Source organism: Longimicrobium sp. (assembly GCF_036399255.1).
Classification (GTDB): Bacteria; Gemmatimonadota; Gemmatimonadetes; order Longimicrobiales; family Longimicrobiaceae; genus Longimicrobium.
The window spans coordinates 96,597-116,208 of sequence record NZ_DASWNM010000134.1; the positions used below are offsets into that span (position 1 = coordinate 96,597).

At 68.8% G+C, this 19,612-nt stretch carries 10 protein-coding genes; 6 read left to right on the plus strand and 4 right to left on the minus strand.

Annotated features, from left to right (window positions below; all coding sequences use genetic code 11):
* Positions 1-6: 6 nt before the first annotated feature.
* From VGC13_RS24255 to VGC13_RS24265, 3 genes are all read left to right on the plus strand, one after another.
* On the plus strand, positions 7-2,172 hold the full coding sequence (locus VGC13_RS24255) for a hypothetical protein (protein WP_331127890.1): 2,166 nt from the start codon (positions 7-9) through the stop codon (positions 2,170-2,172).
* Positions 2,173-2,556: 384 nt separating this feature from the next.
* Positions 2,557-8,025: a DNA repair ATPase gene (locus tag VGC13_RS24260; RefSeq protein WP_331127891.1), complete on the plus strand. Its 5,469-nt coding sequence runs from the start codon at positions 2,557-2,559 to the stop codon at positions 8,023-8,025.
* Positions 8,026-8,689: 664 nt separating this feature from the next.
* Complete coding sequence (locus VGC13_RS24265; RefSeq protein WP_331127892.1) at positions 8,690-9,466, plus strand: hypothetical protein; 777 nt, start codon at positions 8,690-8,692, stop codon at positions 9,464-9,466.
* A gap of 124 nt (positions 9,467-9,590) precedes the next feature.
* On the opposite strand, the gene VGC13_RS24270 is transcribed toward VGC13_RS24265, so the two are convergent.
* On the minus strand, positions 9,591-9,986 hold the full coding sequence (locus tag VGC13_RS24270; protein WP_331127893.1) for a hypothetical protein: 396 nt from the start codon (positions 9,984-9,986) through the stop codon (positions 9,591-9,593).
* Positions 9,987-10,133: 147 nt separating this feature from the next.
* On the minus strand, positions 10,134-11,432 hold the full coding sequence (locus VGC13_RS24275) for a cytochrome P450 (protein ID WP_331127894.1): 1,299 nt from the start codon (positions 11,430-11,432) through the stop codon (positions 10,134-10,136).
* Between the two features lie 453 nt (positions 11,433-11,885).
* Here VGC13_RS24275 and VGC13_RS24280 point away from each other — a divergent pair, with 453 nt between their 5' ends.
* The 3 genes from VGC13_RS24280 (at position 11,886) to VGC13_RS24290 (ending at position 17,557) form a co-directional block, all read left to right on the plus strand.
* Positions 11,886-15,182 carry a hypothetical protein gene (locus tag VGC13_RS24280; RefSeq protein WP_331127895.1) on the plus strand — a complete coding sequence of 1,099 codons (3,297 nt, stop codon included), beginning with the start codon at positions 11,886-11,888 and terminating at the stop codon, positions 15,180-15,182.
* A 527-nt stretch (positions 15,183-15,709) separates the two neighbouring features.
* Positions 15,710-16,516 (plus strand): sigma-70 family RNA polymerase sigma factor, encoded by an 807-nt coding sequence (locus tag VGC13_RS24285; protein WP_331127896.1) that lies wholly within the window; start codon positions 15,710-15,712, stop codon positions 16,514-16,516.
* 93 nt (positions 16,517-16,609) lie between these two features.
* Complete coding sequence (locus tag VGC13_RS24290; RefSeq protein WP_331127897.1) at positions 16,610-17,557, plus strand: hypothetical protein; 948 nt, start codon at positions 16,610-16,612, stop codon at positions 17,555-17,557.
* 122 nt (positions 17,558-17,679) lie between these two features.
* Here VGC13_RS24290 and VGC13_RS24295 read toward each other — a convergent pair whose 3' ends face one another.
* Positions 17,680-18,708, minus strand: coding sequence for a M28 family metallopeptidase (locus VGC13_RS24295; protein ID WP_331127898.1), 1,029 nt, complete (start codon positions 18,706-18,708; stop codon positions 17,680-17,682).
* A gap of 56 nt (positions 18,709-18,764) precedes the next feature.
* Positions 18,765-19,589, minus strand: a complete 825-nt coding sequence (locus VGC13_RS24300; protein WP_331127899.1) for a hypothetical protein — start codon at positions 19,587-19,589, stop codon at positions 18,765-18,767.
* Positions 19,590-19,612 lie beyond the last annotated feature (23 nt).

Consider the following 19,612-nt stretch of genomic DNA (forward strand, 5'->3'; position numbering starts at 1 on the left):
GTACCGATGTCCCTTGCCATGCCGTTCGTGATCGGTGCGGTCGTCCTGCTGGTGATGCTGCTGGGCATCTTTGGCCTGTTCAGCGCCTTCTACGTGAAGGTGGAACAGGGCACGGCGCTCATCATCAACGACCTGAGCGCCACGCCCAAGGTGCGCTTTACCGGCAGCCTGATCATCCCGGTGCTGTACAAGGCCGAGCTGATGCGGGTAAGCCTGATCACGCTGCAGGTGGACCGGCGCGGCAAGGAAGGGCTGATCTGCCGCGACAACATGCGGGCCGACATCACCGTCGCCTTTTACCTGCGCGTGAACGAGACGCAGGCGGACGTGCTGCGCGTGGCCAAGGCCATCGGCGCCAACCGCGCGTCGGACCGCGAGGCGGTGGACGAGCTGTTCAACGCCAAGTTCTCGGAGGCGCTCAAGACGGTGGGCAAGAAGTTCGAGTTCACCGAGCTCTTCGAGAAGCGCCAGGAGTTCCGCGACGAGATCGTCAAGGTCATCGGCAACGACCTGAACGGGTACGTGCTCGAGGACGTCGCCATCGACTTTCTGGAGCAGACGCCCAAGCACCTGCTGGACCACAACAACATCCTGGACGCCGAGGGCATCCGGAAGATCACCGAGCGCACGGCCGCGCAGAACGTGGTGACCAACGAGCTGGAGCAGAACGAAAAGCTCGCCATCACCAAGAAGAACGTGGAGGCCCGCGAGGCCACGCTGGCCTTGGAGCGCCAGCAGGCCGAGGCCGAGGCGCGCCAGAAGCGTGAGATCGAGACCATCCAGGCCCGCGAGGCGGCCGAGACGACCAAGGTGCGCGAGGAGCAGCGCCTGATCGCCGAGCAGGCACGGCTGGAGAGCGACGAGAAGATCCAGATTCGCGAGCACAACGTGCAGCGCGAGGTGGAGGTGGCCGAGCAGAACCGCCAGCGCGCCGTCGCCATCGAGGTGGAGCGGGTGGCGCGCGCCCGCCAGCTGGAGCAGGTGACCACCGACCGCGAGGTGCAGCTGCAGGGGGTGGAGCGCGACAAGGTGGTGGAGGTGGGCAAGAAGGACGTGGCCAACATCACCCGCGAGCGCATCGCCATCGACAAGACGGTCGCGGTGGAGGAGGAGCGCATCAAGGAGGTGCGCGTGATCTCCGAGGCCGAGCGCGACAAGCAGGCCCGGGTGCTGGTGGCCGAGGCGGCGGCGCAGGAGGAGATGGTGCGCGCCGTGAAGGAGGCCGAGGCCGCCGAGGCCGCGTCCCGCCACAAGGCCGTGGAGCTGGCCACCATGGCGCAGGCCTCGGAGACGGCGTCCAGGCACAAGGCCGCGGAGCTGGCGACCATGGCGCAGGCCCGGCTGGAGGCCGCGACCCACGACGCCGACGCGAAGCGTGTGCTGGCCGAGGCGAGCCGGGTGGAGATGGCCGCGCCCGGACTGGCCGAGGTGGCCGTTCGCGAGGCGGACGCGGCGGCCCTGGAAAAGGTGGGCATCGCCGAGGCGCGGGTGATCGAGGTCAAGGCCGAGGCCGTCTACAAGCAGGGGAGCGCCGAGGCCCGCGTGCTGGCGGAGAAGATGGGCGCCGAAGCGGAGGGCGAGGCCAAGCTGGGCCAGGCCCGCGCGGCGTCCGTGGAGTCCGTGGGCGTGGCCGAGGCCAACGTCACGGCCAAGAAGCTGGGCGCCGAGGCGGAGGGCGAGGCCCGGATGGGCCAGGCCCGCGCGACGTCGGTTGAGTCCGTGGGCACGGCCGAGGCCAACGTCACGGCCCGCAAGCTCACGGCCGAGGCCGAGGGCCTGACCAGGAAGTTTGGGGCCATCGACGCGCTAACCGACCGTGCCCGCGCCCACGAGGAGTTCCGCATGACGCTGCAGGCCCAGCTGGAGCAGGCGCTGGCCGCCATCGCCGCGGGCAAGGACGTGAGCAGGGAGAATGCCGAGGTCCTGGCGTCGGCGCTGGGCAACGCCAACATCGACCTGGTGGGCGGCGACGGCGGGATGTTCGAGATGCTGTCCAAGTCGCTCACCCTGGGCAAGTCCATCGAGGGCTTCGCGGGCAAGAGCCCCATCGTGCAGGACCTGATGGAGCGCTTCCTGGGCGTGTCGCGCCCGGAGCCGCGCGAGCGCCTGAGCGTGCCGATTACGCCCGAGGTGTTCGAGCAGGTGGCGCCGAAGGCGGAGCCGGTCGCGTAAAGACGACAGGTTACAGGGGACAGGGGACAGGTTACAGCCTGCAACGACATCGTCCGCGGCGCGGGCTGTAACCCGATCCGACAAAACTGTCATTCCGGGGAGGCGCCGCGCAGTGCTCTCGGTTTGCCCGAGAGCGTGGCGCCGACCGAAGAATCTTTATCTGGGCGGCAGGATCTTTCCGTCACACGGGGTTCCCGGGCGATGCCCGGGAAAGGGCTCCGCGCGAGGGGCGGGAGATTCTTCGGTCGCGCCACGGGCTCCGCGGCTGTTCCGCAAATCCGGGGTAGGCGCTCCCTCAGAATGACAGGTTTTTCCTCGGGTTTTCCTGTCCGCTGTAACCTGTAACCTGTAACCTGTAACCTGTCCCCTATCCCTGTCCCCTATATGACCGAGCAGTCCCCCGCCGTGCCGGCGGCCGAAGCCGATTCGTCCGTCGACACGGCGGTCGCGCAGGGCGGAGCGTACGAGGTCCTGCGCCGCCGCCTGAGCGAGCAGGGCGCCCGCCTGCGCGAGATCGCCGGCGCGCTCAACGAGCAGCGGCTGGCCGAGTTCGGGGACAGCAAGCTGGAGGTCGTGGGGCGCCTGCGCATCCAGACGGAGAACAACTGCATCGGCCGCGACATCGTTCCCGTCGGCGGCCTGCTGCTGTTTGGCTACAACGTCTTCATGGGGCTCAAGACCACCGTCCGCGTACAGGACGTGTTCAGCCTCTATCGCCTGGTGGAGGGGCCCGACGGCTACGACGTGGAGAGCGCGGACGCGCCCGACAGCTTTCTGCGCGACGCGGCGTTCGTCCGCGACTTCGACGAGTTGTACGCCTACTACAAGAACGCGCGGCTGCTGCAGCTGGACGTGGCGGGCGGCAAGCTGCTGGCGGCGTTCCAGATCGGCGAGCGCAGCACGGACGTGCGCGTGTTCCGCTGGGCGCTCTCTCCCCAGGGCGGCGCCACCTACCTGGACGCCCGCGGCGACCGCGACCTGGCCTTCCCTCCCCCGTTCGACTTCGAGTGGACGCGGGCGGGGCGCGAGCAGATGGTCAACGGCCGCTTTCCCCACCTGAACGTCCTCGACACGCTGTTCGTGGAGACCACGGGCGGCGACCTGACCATCAAGGTCGAGAACAACACCGAGTCGGGCGAGGGGATCCATAGCGAGCCGGTGGACGAGAAGACGCAGTCGCTGGACGACGCGGCCTTCGACTTTGCCCGCGTGGGATCGCTGATCCTGCTGAAGGTGCTGCCCTACCGCGAAACGGCGTGGCGCGGGTTCGTCTTCAACACCATCACCGGCAGGGTGGCGCGCATCGACGCCATCGTGCAGGCGTGCGTGCAGCTCCCCGAGGACCACGGGATCATCTTTCCGGGCGGCTACTACCTGCAGAACGGCGAGCACAAGGCGTTCGACGCGCGGATGGACGGCATGCGCTTTCAGCGCGCCGTCCGCTCGCCGAACGGGGAAGACGTGATGTACGTCTTCTACGAGCACGAGGCGGGGCGGTCGGCGCTGTTCGTCTACAACCTCATCCAGCGCAAGCTGCAGAACCCGCTCTTTGGCCACGGCCACGCGGTGCTGCGTGACGGGCGGATGGTGCTGTTCAACGCGGAGGGCGATGCGCCCACGCGCATCCATCCCATGCAGATCTGGCAGACGCCGTTCGTCTCGGACGAGTTCGCGGCCAGCCGCCCGCCGGGCGCCACCTTCATGGGCCGGCTGGGGAACGCCGAGCTGGTGCGGGGGATCTCCAGCCTGTTCGAGCTGGCGCGGGAGATCGAGAGCCCCGAGGTCTCCGCGCGGCGCTACCAGCTGCTGACGCGCAACACCCGCCGCCTGTTCGACGCCCACCACTGGCTGGATGCCGCCGACAGCCGCGGCGCGGCCGGCGTGCTGCGCGAGATCGCCGCCACGGGCGAGTCGGTGCTGGACGAGTTCGAAAAGGTGGAAAGCATCCGCCGCCAGTCCGAGGCGGCGATGGCGCAGGCGCGCGCGGACCACGCGGCGCTGCTGGGCCGGCTGGTTCCGGAGGACTGGAAGCAGATCCAGGAGTTCGTGGACGCGCTGAACGACGTCACCCGCCAGCGCGGCCGCCTGCTCACCATCCGCGACCTGCGCTACATCGACACCGCGGCCATCGACGCCATGGGCGCCGAACTGCAGGCCGCGCACGAGCGCGTGGGCGCGGCCACCGGCGACTTCCTCGCGGGCGACAAGGCGCTGGCCCCCTTCGCCGAGCGCCTGGCAACGCTGGACGCGCAGGCGCAGCAGGCCGAGACGGCCAAGGGGATCGGCCAGGCGGTGGCGGCGCTGGAGGCCATGTCCGCCGACCTGGACATGCTGTCGGAGCTGATGTCCACCCTCAAGGTGGACGACGCGGTGCAGCGCACGCGCGTGGTGGAGGTGATCAGCACCCTGTACGCGGGCCTGAACCAGGCGCGCGCCCGCGCCGCCCAGCGCCGCAAGACGCTGGGCTCGGCCGAGGCGGTGGCGCAGTTCGGGGCGCAGTTCGCCCTCTTTGGCCAGGGCGTGGCCAGCGCGCTGGGGCTGGCCACGGATCCGGAAAAGGCGGACGAGCAGCTGTCCCGGCTGATGGTGCAGCTGGAGGAGATCGAGAGCCAGTTCGGCGAGCACGAGCAGTTCCTGGGCGACATCCTCGCCAAGCGCGAGGAGCTGCTGGAGACGTTCGACACGCACAAGCAGGCGCTGCTGGACGACCTGCAGCGCAAGGCGCAGTCGGTGCTGCAGGCGGCCAACCGCATCCTGGACGGCCTGGGGCGGCGCACGGAGAAGTTCGCCACGGCGGACGAGCTGAACGCGTTCTTCGCCGGCGACCCGCTGATTTTGAAGGTGCGCGAGCTGGCCGAGCGGCTGCGGGCGTACCGCGACCCGGTAAAGGCCGACGACATCGAGGCGCGCGTCAAGGGCGCCCGCGACCAGGCCGTGCGCGCCCTGCGCGACCGCACCGACCTGTTCGAGGACGGCGGCAACGTCATCCGGCTGGGGCGCCACCGCTTCAGCGTCAGCACGCAGCCGCTGGACCTTACCATCCTGCCCCGCGGGGACGAGCTGGCGGTGCACCTGACCGGCACCGACTTCATGGAGCCCATCCACAGCGACGAGCTGGCGGCGCTCCGCGAGTACTGGCAGGTGTCGCTGGAGTCGGAATCCCCCACGCTCTACCGCGGCGAGTACCTGGCGGGCGAGGTCCTGGCCGCGGCCGAAGCGAACGCCGAGGGCCTGTCGATGGAGCTGCTGCGGACGCAGGCGGCGGAGGGCGAGGCGCTGGCGAAGACCGTGGTCGATTTCGCCGCGCCCCGCTACCGCGACGGCTACCAGCGCGGCATTCACGACCACGACGCCACGCTGATCCTGCGCGCCTGCCTGGCGCAGCTGGCGTCCGCGGGCACGCTGGTGCACGCGCCGGAGCCCCGCGCCCTGGCGGCGCTGTTCTGGGCCGCCGCGCAGGGGGACGAGGACGTGGCGGAGTGGCGGTCGCGCGTCGACAGCGCCACGGCCATGCACGGGCTCTTCGGCTCGCGCTCCGCGGCGGACACGCTGCGGGCGGAGATGGCGGAGCGGCTGGGGCGGTTCGCGGAAGCCGCCACCCTGCCCTTCCCCGCCGGAGTCGCCGCCAGCGCCGCCGCCTACCTGTTCGACGAGCTGGCGGGCGGGCAGGAGGGGCTGGTCGTCTCGCGCGCCGCCCGTGAGCTGGTGGACGCGCTGCTGGCGCGGCTGGAGAAGGCCAGTCACCGCGCCGCGTTCGACCGCACGCTGCAGCAGCTGGGCGACCGGCTCTCCGCGCGGTACGTGCACGTGGTGCACTGGCTGCAGGCGCTGTGCACGGATGCGTCGTTCGCGCCGCTGGCCCGCTTCGTCCCCGAGGCGGCGGCGCTCATCCTTACCCGCGACACGCTGGCCCGCCGGCCGAACGACGCCGCGCTGATGGACGCGGTGCAGGGGCTGCTGGGCGAGCATCCGCGCATCGAGGGCGGCCGGCTGACGCTGGCGGTGGACGACTTCCTGGCGCGCGTCCGGACCCACCGCGAGCAGTTCCTCCCCGGCTACCGCCGCTACCAGGAGATCCGCCACGCCATCGCCACGCGCGAGCGCGACGCGCTGCGCCTGTCGGAGCTGCGCGCCCGGCCGCTGACGTCGTTCGTGCGCAACCGGCTGATCAACGACATCTACCTGCCCATCATCGGCGACAACCTGGCCAAGCAGATCGGCACGGTGGGCGAGGGCAAGCGCAGCGACCTGATGGGGCTGCTGATGATGATCTCGCCCCCGGGGTACGGAAAGACCACGCTGATGGAGTACGTGGCGCACCGCCTGGGGCTGGTCTTCGTCAAGGTGAACGGCCCCGCGCTGGGGCACGAGGTGCGCTCGCTGGATCCCGCGCAGGCGCCCGACGCCACCTCGCGGCAGGAGCTGGAGAAGCTGGGGCTGGCGCTGGAGATGGGGAACAACGTGATGCTGTACGTGGACGACATCCAGCACACGCACCCCGAGTTCCTGCAGAAGTTCATCTCGCTCTGCGACGGCACGCGGCGCATCGAGGGCGTGTGGCGCGGGGGGACGAAGACGTATGACCTGCGCGGCAAGAAGTTCTGCGTGGTGATGGCGGGCAACCCGTACACCGAGTCGGGCGAGGTCTTTCGCATCCCCGACATGCTGGCCAACCGCGCCGACATCTACAACCTGGGCGACGTGCTTGGGGGGATGGAGGAGTCGTTCACGCTGAGCTACGTGGAGAACAGCCTGACCAGCAACCCGGTGCTGGCGCCGCTGGCCACGCGCGACCTGGCGGACCTGTACCTGTTCGCCGACCGGGCGAAGGGGCTGGACGTTTCGACGAACGGGCTGAGCCACGCGTACGGCGCGGCGGAGATCAACGAGATCGTCGGCACGCTGCGGCGCATCATGCAGGTGCGCGACGTGGTGTATCGCGTGAACCAGCAGTACATCGCCAGCGCGGCGCAGGCGGACCGGTACCGCACGGAGCCCGCGTTCCGGCTGCAGGGCAGCTACCGCAACATGAACAAGCTGGCGGAAAAGATTTCGCCGGTGATGAACGACGCCGAGCTGCAGCAGCTGATCTCGGACCACTACCTGGGCGAGGCGCAGCTGCTGACCACGGGCGCGGAAGAGAACCTGCTGAAGCTCAGGGAGCTGCGCGGCGTGCTCACCCCGGACGAGGCCGCCCGGTGGGAGCAGATCAAGCGCGACTTCCTGCGCAACAAGGCGATGGGTGGCGACGATGCCGACGTCGGCGGGCGCGTGGTGGCGCAGCTGGCCGACATCGCGGGCGGCCTGCAGGCGATGGGCGAAGCCGCGGCTGCGTCGGCTTCGCGCGAGCCGCCGCCCCCGCCGGAGCCGGTCCGGCTGGCGGACGACCTGCCCGACGTGATCCGCGCGGCCCTTGCCCCGCTGATCGAGGCGATCCACGCCAGCCACGAGGTGATCCGCGCCGGCCACGCGCAGCAGGGCGAGGCCGCGGAAGCCATGCTGCGCGTGATCTCCGCCGTCCGCGCGGAGCCCGTCACCATCGTGCAGCCGGTCGCCGGTGCCACTGGGCGTCCGGTATCCGCCGCCGCCGCTGGCGAGCCCGTGTCCTTCGTGGCTGCGGTGCCGGTCGCCACGGCTGCGGATGAGCCGGTGACCGCCGCCGAGGCGGAGATCATCCCCACTGGGGTCGATGGGGAGCTGGCCTCCATGGCGGCTGGGGAGGCGGCCACCGAGACCGCCGCCGAGCCGCGGGTGGACGACGCCCCGCAGCACCTGCCGATGATGGGCGGCGACACCAAGCCGCTACGCATCTGGCCCCCCGAGCCCCCCAAGCGCGGTCCGAGAGGCCGGTAGGTCCGCGCCGCGGCTGCCCTCTCGGCTCCGCTTCTACGACGTCGCAGGTTCGAAAGGCGAGCGCTCCCGGAAGCTTGAGAGCGCTCGCCTTTCGCTGTTTCGCCATTGAGCGCTCGTACAGCCGTTCCGCGCACCTCACCCATCACCGGCGGCGATAAGAAGCCTGTGCGAGTCTGGCCCCGAGCCGCTGACACGATGGCAGATGACGCTTTGGCGCCCCGCAACTCGTAATTTTGAGCGCGGGTGCCACGTGCAAAGACAAGCGCCGGTGTGGAACTGGGTTCCACACCGGCGCTGCATCTGGGTCCCCGGCGGCACCACCGAAGTGGCGTGGGCCGAGGCGCACGCTCATAATATACGCAAGCCTAAAGCCGGACACAAGCCTTAGCCGGGCTCCTCCTCGCTTACCGGACCTCGCTGTGTGGGGTCTTCAGGACAAAGACAAGCGCCGGTGTGGAACTGGGTTCCACACCGGCGCTGCATCTGGGTCCTCAGCGGCACCACCGGAGTGGCGTAGGCCGAGGCGCACACACATAATATGCGGCCAAGCCGGGGCCGCAGACAAGCCCCTCCATGCATACCGTTTCGAAACAGGTCCGTTTTGGCAAAGCAGCCGGCGGTTCGAGAAGGAGACAGCTCCCCCTGGTCTCCACTCGAAGCATCCATGCGGCAAGCGGTTTCAGTGGATCGGCTTCGCCGGCTTCGGGAACGCAAGGACAAAGGGGAGTGGCTTCCCGCAATTGCGCGGTACCTCTGGAACCTGGAACTGGCACGTTCGCTCTACCCGGTTCTTCATGCCGCCGAGGTGGTGCTCCGGAACCATCTGTTCTTCGGGATCGGCGAGGCGGTTCCCCTCGCCGGGCGGACGACACGTCTTGGTTGTTGGCTCGACGCAACCCCTTCCCTCTTGCTGGACAAGGAAAGGGAGAAAGTCGAGTTCGCGATCATCGACTTTGAGCGAGAGCAGCGGCGGCGTGAGAAGGATCCATCGAAACGCACCCGCATGACCCCCGGACACCTCGTCGCGGAACTACGCTTCGGCTTCTGGACCAAACTACTCGATGGTGCCTACGACGACTGGCGCAACCCGTCGTTCCGCATCTGGCCGCTGATGGAGAAGTCCATGTTTCCCAATTGCCCGCCGGCGGAGCGCAACCGGAACCACATTCACGTGCGGTTTACCGAGATCAAGGAACTGCGGAACCGGGTGTTTCATCACGAGCCGATTCTGCGCCGCATGGACTTGGCCGTGTACGACCGGTGTGTCGAGGCGGTCGAGTGGATCAATCCAGATGCTGCTCGCCAGCTCCTTGCGATTGACAAACCCCGGGTGGCACAGCTCCTCGCGGAGAAGGAAGGTCCTTACCTGACGTGGCTGAGAGCGGAAGTCGCGAACCCCGGACAAGCCAACCCGGTCAACCTCCTCGGCCTTCCACAATGATGAGCCCGTGACGAAATGCCTCAGAAGCATCTGGATGAAAGGAGCCCCGGAAGGCATCGCGCCTTCCGGGGCTCGCGTGTTCCATCCACCGAAATGCGCGCCTCCGGACGAGGCACGGAGCGGCCTAGCCGACGTATTGGGACACGAAATCGAGGTAGCCGCGGCGTCCCGCATGTTTGGTCCAGCGCTTAACGGACTTCCTCACCCGCTTCAGGCACATCACCATCTCCTCGACCGTCTTCGGCTCGGGCAGTCCCGGCCCGTCGGGAAGTTGCGCGCGCCCCAGCCGCCACTCGCACACGTTCCGCACCGCCTCGTACATCTCGCGGCGGGGGCCCTCGAGCGTGACCTCGCGTGGAGCCCGCCCCTGCTGCTCGGCGGCGTAATGTGCGACGGCGGCTTCCAGCGCGGCATCCACGTGGTAGTCCAGCGCCCCGCGAAGACGGCGGTCCGTGTCCACGATGGCGAACTCGATGTTCTGCAGCACGTCGGTGTATCGCTCCTCGAAGCCCAGAGGCATTGCGGCGCTTCCTTTCAGCGAATGAAGGTGAACGAAGTGCCCAATGCTGGGACATCGGCCGGTGTTGCGCAAGACGCGGAAGCCCCGGAAGGCATCACGCCGTCCGGGGCTCCGTTTTTCGATCCACTTCCACCCACCGGAATCCGCTCAGTCGAACTCCAGCACCAGGCGATCGGGGAAGGGACCGTCGAGGACGACCTTGCCGGCACCGCCGGGGGCGCGGCGCAGGCCGGGCAACCGCAGCAGCGCGGCCAGGATCTCGGGGATCACCACCATGTTGATGCCCAGCCCGAAGCACTGGTGCATCCCCCAGCCAAAGTGCAGGTACGAGCGCACGTCGCGGTCGATGCGGAAGCGCTTGGGATCCGGAAAGCCGTCGGGGTCGAACATGGCGGAAAGCGTGCCGATGGCCATCGACGCCCCCGCCGCGACCTGCCTTGCGCGGGGCGTGCCGGCGGCCACGGTGGCGTCGACGGAGCAGCGGCGCGCCATCAGCGGCGTGTGCGGGTTGAAGCGCACCGCCTCCCACGCGTACTGCCGCACCCGGTCCAGGTCGCCCGCCAGCGCGGCGGCCCGGGCGCCCTCCAGCTCCCGCGGGCGGCGCAGCAGCTCGTCCACGGCCAGGATGCTGAAGCGCGAGATGGTGTCTACCGCGCCCACCACCAGCCCCGCGATGTTGCGCCGCACCCAGTCGTCGTCCGCGTACGGGTGGGCCGGCCGCAGCGCGATCATCCGCCCCATCACGTCGTCGTCGCCCGCGGTGCCGGCGGCGCGGCGGCGGGCGATCTCGGGCAGCGCCCACGCCTTTACCTCGGCGGCCGTCTGGATGGCGGCCTGGCGCACGAACGGGTCGTCCAGCGGGTTGGCGAACGCGTCCTGGAACAGGTTGCGCAGCCAGCGCTGCTGCGTGGGCCGGTCCGGGCCGGGAAAGCCGAAGTACGTCGCCACCATCTCGGACGGCACCTCGCGCGTAAGCCGCTGCACGGCCTCGATGCGGCGCTGCGGCCGCGCGGCGTCCACGGCGCGGGCGCTGGCGTCGCGCGCCAGCTGCCGGATGCGCTCGGCGTCTTCGCGGCGGGCGCAGGCGCGCAGGGCGGCGTGGTCGCGGTCGTACTCCGGCCCGCGGTCCATCGCCAGGATGAAGGGGCCGTTGATGCGGTCGATGGAGGGCCCGTTCACCTGGCTGATGGTGAAGTCCTCGTCGCGGCTCAGCACCTCCACCACGTCGGCGTGCCGGCTGACGACGACGCGCGATCCCGCCTTGAGCAGCGGCGCGTGGCGGCGCAGCACCGCAAAGACGGCGCGCAGCACCGTGCGGCCGGTGAGCGTGTAGAAGATCCAGCGCTTGACGCGGAGGCCCATGCCGCCCTGCGAGTTGGGCGACGGGGGCTGCGGCGCGGGGCGCAGGGGCGCGGTGGCGGGTGCGGCCGGGGCCAGGGTGCTCACGGGGCCTGCCTTTCTCTCGGGGGCGGCTGGGGACGGACGGGGAGGGGACGATCGGGGAGCCGGCGCGGGGAAGACCGCGCACGGCGGTCCCATGATAACCGCGCCCCCGCGACGCGACAATATTTCTGAAATCGCGTGGGGATGATCCCGCTCCCCCCGTCCCGGCTGCCCCCTGGCCGCCGCGCTTTCCGGGACACGCATGCCCCAGCCGGGGCGGCGCTCCGGCGCCCGGCCGGCATGCGGCTTCGCCCAGGTTGCTCCACCGCAACGGCTTGGGGAATCGCCTCCGGCAGCGCGGCAGCGGAACCGATCTTGCAAAAAAATCTGCATCCCCAACCGGCCCAGTTTCGGCGGAGCATCCCCAAACGCTCCCGATGGACCGGATTTCCCGCCGGCTCGCCGTCTCCCCGCTTTCGACCCGCCGGCATCTTCCGTCGCCACGCAGGAGCTTTCATGAGCGACACCCCCACCCCGCCCCACGCGGACGATTTGCAGCAGCCGGCCGCCACCACCGTTCCGCCCGCGGACGCCGTGCAGGTGCACGCCCTGGTGGGAGCCCCGGACGCGCTGCCCGGCCCGGACGATCCGCGGCCGGCCGCCGCCACCCAGGACACCCCGGCAGACGCCGTGCAGGTGCCCGCCATCGTCCGGGCGCCGGAAGAGGCGGAACGCATCCCCGCGCCCTTCCCCGTCGTCTCCGACCGGCTGGCGCGCCGCGCGCAGGTGGCCGCCGCGCGCCGCCGCACCCCCGCGCAGGAGACGGAGTCGGCGCAGACCGACGGCCACACGTCCCAGGCGTCCCTGCTGGTGATGGTGCCCATCAAGGCCGGGCACTACGACGCGCTGAACGCGCTGCTGGGCAGGATCGCCAACCCCGAGGACGGCTACGACTTCGAGGTCAACTGCATCATCCCGTTCGCGAAGCTCACCACGGTGCACTTCGCGCGGTTCCTGCTGCACCCGGAGTCGCCGTCTCCCGCCGCGCCGATCCCCACGTATCCGCCGCCGCCGGACAGGGGCGAGCCGCAGGCGCACGGGCCGCGCATTCCCGCCAAGCTGCTGTTCGCCACCGACTACGACGGCCCGCGCGAGGCGCACGTGGACGAGCTGCTGCGCGTGGCGGGCGACGGGCTGAACCAGGTGTTCAGCCACTGCGAGGGGTGGCCCGGGATCTCCGACCCGCGCGCGGTGCACGACTACTTCACGCGCTACCACCTGGAGTCCAACACCTTCTACACCGGCACCATGAACCGGTCGGTGGACCAGATCCACCGTGAGGACAGGCTGCACCGGGCCATCGAGGCGTACCTGGACGAGAACGCCGGCAAGCCCGGCTTTGGCACCGACCCGCTCAAGATCCGCGAGCGCATTCGCGACTGGGTGTTCTCGAACCCGGACTTCGCCTGGGCCCGGCAGAAGCCGGGGCCGTTCCCCACCCCGCTCTTCAACCCCAGCTACCTGCTGCCGGCGGCGGGCGTGGCGATCCTCGCGCTGCTGGGCGTGGTGTCGCTGGCGCTGAGCGCGGCAGCCGGTGCGCCGCTGCTCCAGACGTTCGGAAGGGTCCTGGGGGTAACGCTCGCGGTGGTGCTGGCCGCCTACCTGTTCCTGCGGCACCTGGAAAAGACGGACCCCGTCATCATCCTCAACAAGGACATCGACGACCTGGTGTCGGCGGAGGACCGCATCGTCCAGAACCAGATGAGCTCCGTCATCTACATCAAGGAGCCGCTGTGGTTCAGGGGGCTGGTGCTGCGGGCGGTGCTGTGGTTCATCAACTTTTCGGCCAGATACTTCAGCAACACGGGCACGCTGGCCGGGATCCCCTCCATCCACTTTGCCCGCTGGGTCATCGTGGACAACGGGCGCCGGCTGGAGTTCTTCAGCAACTTCGACGGCAGCTGGGAGAACTACCTGGGCGACTTCATCGACAAGTCGGCCAGCGGCCTGACGGGCGTGTGGAGCAACTGCGTAGGCTTTCCGCGGACGAAGAACCTGGTGCAGGACGGGGCGTCGCAGGAGCAGAAGTTCAAGACGTACTCGCGCGACAGCCAGATCCCCACGCAGGTGTGGTACAGCGCCTACCGCTGGCTGTCGGTGGACAACATCAACAACAACAGCAAGATCCGTCTGGGGCTGTACGACGGCATGACGGCGGACGAGGCGTCCACCTGGCTGCGCCGCTTTGGCGGGTCCAGCAACGTCGACAACACCGGCGCGGCGCTGGCCCCCGCGACGAAGCCCGCCCCGGCACCCGCGCACCGGGTGGAGCTGGAGGACGTGCAGGGGCTGGTGGCGCGCAGCTTCAACGCGCTCAAGCACGCCGACTACGTGCGCGTGTACCTTCCCGAAGACGCGGCCGCCGGCCGGGCGTGGGTGGGCGAGATGGCCGACACCGTGACCACCGCCACCACGCGCAGCGCCACGGTGAAGGGGGAGGGCCGCGCCATGAACCTGGCGCTGGCGTTCTCCGGCTTCAGGCAGCTGGGAATGCGCGACGAGGACCTGAACACCTTCTCGCCCGACTTCCGCGACGGGATGACCTCGGCGTACAAGCAGCGGGTGATGGGCGACGACGGTGACTCGGCGCCGAAGAACTGGCGGTGGGGATATCCGGAGAACGACCCCGTGCACGGCATGCTCTTCATCTTCGCCGACACGCCGGAGCGGCTCGAGGCGCTGGTGAACGGCGAGCGCGCGCGCGCGGCGCGGCACGGCGTGCTGCTGGGCGAGCCGCTGGGCAGCATCATGCTGGCGGACGACAAGGAGCACTTCGGCTTTCACGACGGCATCGCGCAGCCGCGCGTGGCCGGCTTCCGCCCACCCGACGACGGCGAGGCGCCGTCGCCCACCGAGCCGCAGATCCCCGCGGGCGAGGTGCTGCTGGGCTACCAGGACGCCTACGACGAGGTGCCCGACACGCCCACGGTAAGCGACACGCCGGGTGCCCGCGCCCTGCTGCCGAAGCGCCCGCACGACCCCGACACGGTGCCCAGCCAGCGCAACCGGCGCGACCTGGGGCGCAACGGCAGCTACGTGGTGTTCCGCCAGTACGAGCAGCACGTGCGCGGCTTCTGGCAGTACCTGGACGGCAAGGCGCAGCACGACGCCGAGCGGCGCAAGAAGCTGGGCGCCAAGGTGGTGGGCCGCTGGCCCAACGGCGCGCCGCTGGTGGAGCACCCGGACACGGAGCCGGCCGTGTTCGACCTGAAGACCGCCAACGACTTCATGTACTCCGGCAAGTGGGACGACCTGCACGGTGACAAGTGCCCGCTGGGCTCGCACATCCGGCGCACCAACCCGCGCGACGGCATGCAGCCCGGCCCGGCCGATTCGCTGAAGGTGGCCGACCGCCACCGCCTGCTGCGCCGGGGCCGCGCCTACGGCGACCCGCTGGTGCCCTCGTTCGACCCGTCCGAGATCGTCGCCTCCACGGGCGAGGACAAGGGGCGCGGGCTGCACTTCATCTGCTTCAACACGGACCTGGGCCGGCAGTTCGAGTTCGTGCAGAGCACGTGGGTGAACAGCCTCAAGTTCGACGGCCTGTACCGCGACGCGGACCCGCTGGTGGGTCCGCACGCGGACCCCGACGACCCGCAGACTCCGCCCGAGCAGATCACCAGCATCACCGAGCAGCGCTGCCCGGTGCGGCACCGGGTGAACGGCGTACCCCGCTTCGTGACCACGGTGGGCGGCGCGTACTTCTTCATGCCGGGCATCAAGGCCCTGCGTTACCTGGCCCGGCTGGACTGATACTGGATCCGAAAAAACAACACCTTCAGGGTACAGAGGAACAGAGTCAGACAGAGGAAGCAAGATCATGCTTCCTCTGTCTGACTCTGTTCCTCTGTACGATGATTCTTTTCCAGGATCTGTATGAGGCGCATCGGGAGCGGGATCAATGGACGATGGATGAAGATCCGGCGCCGGGGGCTTTCCCCGGCGCCGGATTTTCCATGTACGCATCGGTTGCAAACATTGTATTCTTGCGCTCCTTTTCGTTCAATCGTAAGCTCGCTTCATCGAAGACGGGATTGGATGGATCGGGACGGCTCCGCCACCGGGCCGGACCTTTCCGCCGCCGGCGCAGGTAGCACCGCCCGCGAATCCCCCCGCACGCCCGGGTCGTGTCCCCATCCCGACACCGTGCGGGAGGGACGCTCGACCGGACCGCCGGAACCATCCCGGCTCGCCGCTGCACGTTTGCGGCGTTGTTGCAGGACGTTGCGGGGGATAGGTTGTCTTCACCGGAAGGTTTTCACGCTTCAGCAAAGATTCTCATGCCGCCAGGCGGGGACACGGAAGAGGTGCCGGGGCGCCAGAAGGCCGAAGCGCTTTTTCTCGAGAACCTGGAGTGGGTGGATCGGAGCGTCGCCTCGCTGTGCCGCCGCTTTGGCGTGGGAGGCGACGACGTGGACGACGTGGCCTCGTGGGTCAAGCTACGGCTCATCGAGGACGACTACGCCGCGCTGCGCAAGTTTCGCGGGGACAGCAGCGTCCGCACCTACCTGGTGGTGGTGGTCGCGGCGCTTTTCCGCGACTACCGCGCGGGGAACTGGGGGCGGTGGCGCCCCTCGGCGGCGGCGCTGCGCAAGGGGCCGCTGGCCGTGCGGCTGGAGACGCTGGTGTACCGCGACGGGTGCACGCTGGACCAGGCGGCCCGGACCCTGCGCGCGTCGGGAGCCACGGACCTGCCCGACGCCCGGCTGGCGGCGCTGCTGGGCGAGCTTCCCGTCCGCGGCCCGCTGCGCCCGCTGCCCGCCGGCGAGGCGCCGCTGGACACCGTTCCCGCCGCCGCCGCCGCGGACGAGCGCGTGGCCGCGGAAGAGTCCGACCGGCAGCGCAGGGTGGTGATGACGGCGCTGGAGCGGGTGATGGAGCGCCTGCCGGCCGAAGACCGGCTGATCCTGCGGCTGCAGTACTGGAAGGGGCTCAGCGTGGCGGACGTGGCCCGCGCGCTCACCCTGCCGCAGAAGCCGCTGTACCGGCGCATCGAGCGCATATTGGGCCAGCTTCGGCGCGACCTCCCCACGGAGGGGGTTCAGCCGGAGCAGCTGCGCGACTTTCTGGGGGAACTGTCACCATGACCCGCCTGATTTTGTGGGACATGGGCGTTTCGTGCCCATCCAATGGAGCATGAGAACGCACGTGGAGGGAGAAATGCGGTGAGTCAATCGCACATGGACAAGAACGATCTCGCGCGCTTCCTCGACGGCGGTCTGCCCGAGGAGGAGCACGCCAGCGCCGTCGCCCATCTCTCGGCGTCCGACGAGGACGCCGAGCTGCTGGCCGACGCCGCCGCCGTGCTGCGCGACCTGGAGGCAGAGGACGGCAGCGTCATCGCGCCCCGCGCGGATGACGTGGACGATGCGGATCCCGATGCGGAGACGAAGATCATCCCGCTCCGTCCGCCTTCCACCGAACGGACGCGCCGCCGCCTCCCCACGCGCTGGCTGGCGCTGGCGGCGATGGTGGCGGGCGTGGTGCTGGTGCCGCTGGCCCTCTCGCGCTCCGGCGGCGGTCCGGGCAACCCCGGCCAGTATGCCGGCCTGCTGGCCAACCGCGAAGCCGGCCTCCCCCCCGACTGGGGGAATCAGTCGCCCTGGCCCGTCACCCGCGGCGGCGGCACCCCCGTCGTCGACAACGCCCGCGCCGCGCAGCTGGGCGCGCTGCACGTGGACCTGGAGCTCGCCGCGGCCGCGCGGCAGGCGGAGCAGACGTTGCTCCTTGCCGCCCGCATCGAGGCCATGCTGGCGGACGTACCGGCGGCGGGGCTGGTGGCGTCCACCTACCGCGAGATCGGCACCCGCGCGGGCCAGCCGCCGCAGGCGCTGGCGGAGCTGCTGGAGGACGGGCGCGAGAACGTGGCAATGTTCGTGGACGAAGACCACTTCGCCCTGGGCGCCTGGGCAGAGGCGGCCCGCCTCGCCGCGGCATCGCGGGACGCGGAGTTCTTTGCCGCGCGCGCTTCGCGGAAGATGCTGGATCGAGCCGGGGAGATGTCCCTGGACCCGGAAGCCGCAAGCGCGGTGGACGCCATCCGCGCGGCTGCCCGGCGCGACGGCCAGCCGGACTGGGCGGTGCTCGAAGCGCAGACGAAGCTGCTGCTCGGGCGCCTGGGCAGCTGAGCACCCAAGTTTCGACACCCGAGTACTCGCCCGGGCGACAGACGCACGCAGAGGAAGCCGAACATGCTTCCTCTGCGTTACGTTTTCACCCTTGAATTGAATCCCTGGTCCGGCTTCTCATATCAGGCAGCAGAGTGGTTGCCACCTTTGTTGGGCGGCCATATAGGCGCGGTGGCTGTGTACCACGCCGCTCCCGCGACGACGCGCGCAATGCCGGCGGCATACTCCAGGTCCAGGTGCTCCGGGCGATCTTCCGGCAGGTGATGGTTTGGATTGGGTTCGGCCAAGCCGATCGTCCCCGGGCCGGTGAAGAAATTTTCCGTGACCAGGCACGCCGGGATACCCGCTTCGTGAAAGCTCGTGTGGTCGCCGAATCCCTGAGCGACGTCACGTTTGTCGTCTTCACCGGGGTAGACCTGCACCTTCAATCCAGGCGCCAGCGCCGGCTGCAGGTCCTTGATCACCGACGCGAGAACGAGCGAGTGCCCCTGTACCTCCGACTCCATCGAGGAATTCGTGTAACCCGCATGAACTTCTAAGATGTTCTGAGAGCTTTTGTATCCGATCATGTCCATGTTGTACACGGCGATGACTTGTCCGTCGCCCAGTGACTCCACGTAGTTCCTGCTACCGCACTGCCGCGCCTCCTCCGCATTGAACAGGACGAACCGGATCTCGCGATGCAGCATGGGACCGTCATTCATCTGGCGGAGTTTTTCAACCGCATGCGCCGCCAGCAGCACTGCGGTAATCCCGCTTGCGTCATCGTCAGCGCCAGGAGCCTCATCCAGCAAAGGCTGGTAGCCCGGATCTCCTTCGGCGGTGGAATCAAGGTGGGCGCAAATAAGGATGATGCGCTTGTCACCACGGATGTTGCTGTCGAGCTTGGCCTCTACATTGTGCAGCGTCTGGTTCTCATGCGAAAAAGGAAGAGTCGCAACCTTGAGCTTCTCACTAATTCTTTCGAAGTCGTCACAGAGCATCTGAACCGCATACCGGTTGCCCGAATGACGGTAATGGCGGCTTGGAATTGCCGTATAAGCCTGCAGGTACTTCCGGAACCGGCGTGCCTTGACTTGGCGATGGAGCTTCTTTAGCGGCTTGACGTCAAGCTTTACGGTGAATTCCGCAGGAGCGTCATGTGTGTTCATCCGGACCTTCCTATTGGGACAGGGGATTGTAGAGCCGAAGGACGGGAGAGGACTGCCTACCTGCCTTCGGGATCATCTATGGTTGCCATCACGCATGAATAGCGGCGACCCACAAAGTTGAACTGCATGAACTTCTCACCATCCCGCGCTTCCTCCGTGTCACCCGCAAACTCTGGAAGACATTCTTCAGACGGCTTTCCATCGAACAGCTCGAAGTAGTGCTCGAAGTGTGGAGCCTTCTCTCCATTCTTGATCGGCCTGGGATGCGGAGGGCCGCTCGACGGCTTCTCGTCAGGGAGAGTATGGAACACGTACATCCGCAGTTGCCCACCCGAAGGGCGGAGCGTTACGTCATACGGCTGACCCGATGAAGGAGTGACTCGCACCATAAGCCCCTCGCGTCCGTCCACCTCCTCGCGAACGTCGCGGATGCGCCAGTGAAGAGCGGTTGCAAGCCGCTGCCTCTTCACGCTTCCGTGATTCTCGGGATCCCGAAAATTCCAGTACGCGCCATGGTGCTGCTCACATACTTCCCGCGGGCATGGGGCGCCCTGGTTGACCACGATCTGCGCGAAGATGGCCCCAGGGTTCTGCACCGGGCTCACGCAACCGGTGATGTCCGCGATTTCGAACCCCTGCAGGTTCGTCCGGAGCTTGCTGTCGGCGTCGAGGTCGTCGAGCGACACCACGCCACGCCCCAGTTCGTGCTCGACGAAGGGCGTACCGCCAGCGGCTTCTGGCTGGTATCGCCGGTGGGAGCCGAAAACCGCAACGTGTTTGTGGTCACCGTCGTGGGTGTGCGGCAGCAGCACCAGCAGCTCGTCAGGCCTGCGCACCAGCATGCAAAGTCCGGAGAAGGTGATGTAGAGGTCGAACGCCATTTTCCGAGTCCTTGTAGAGGAGG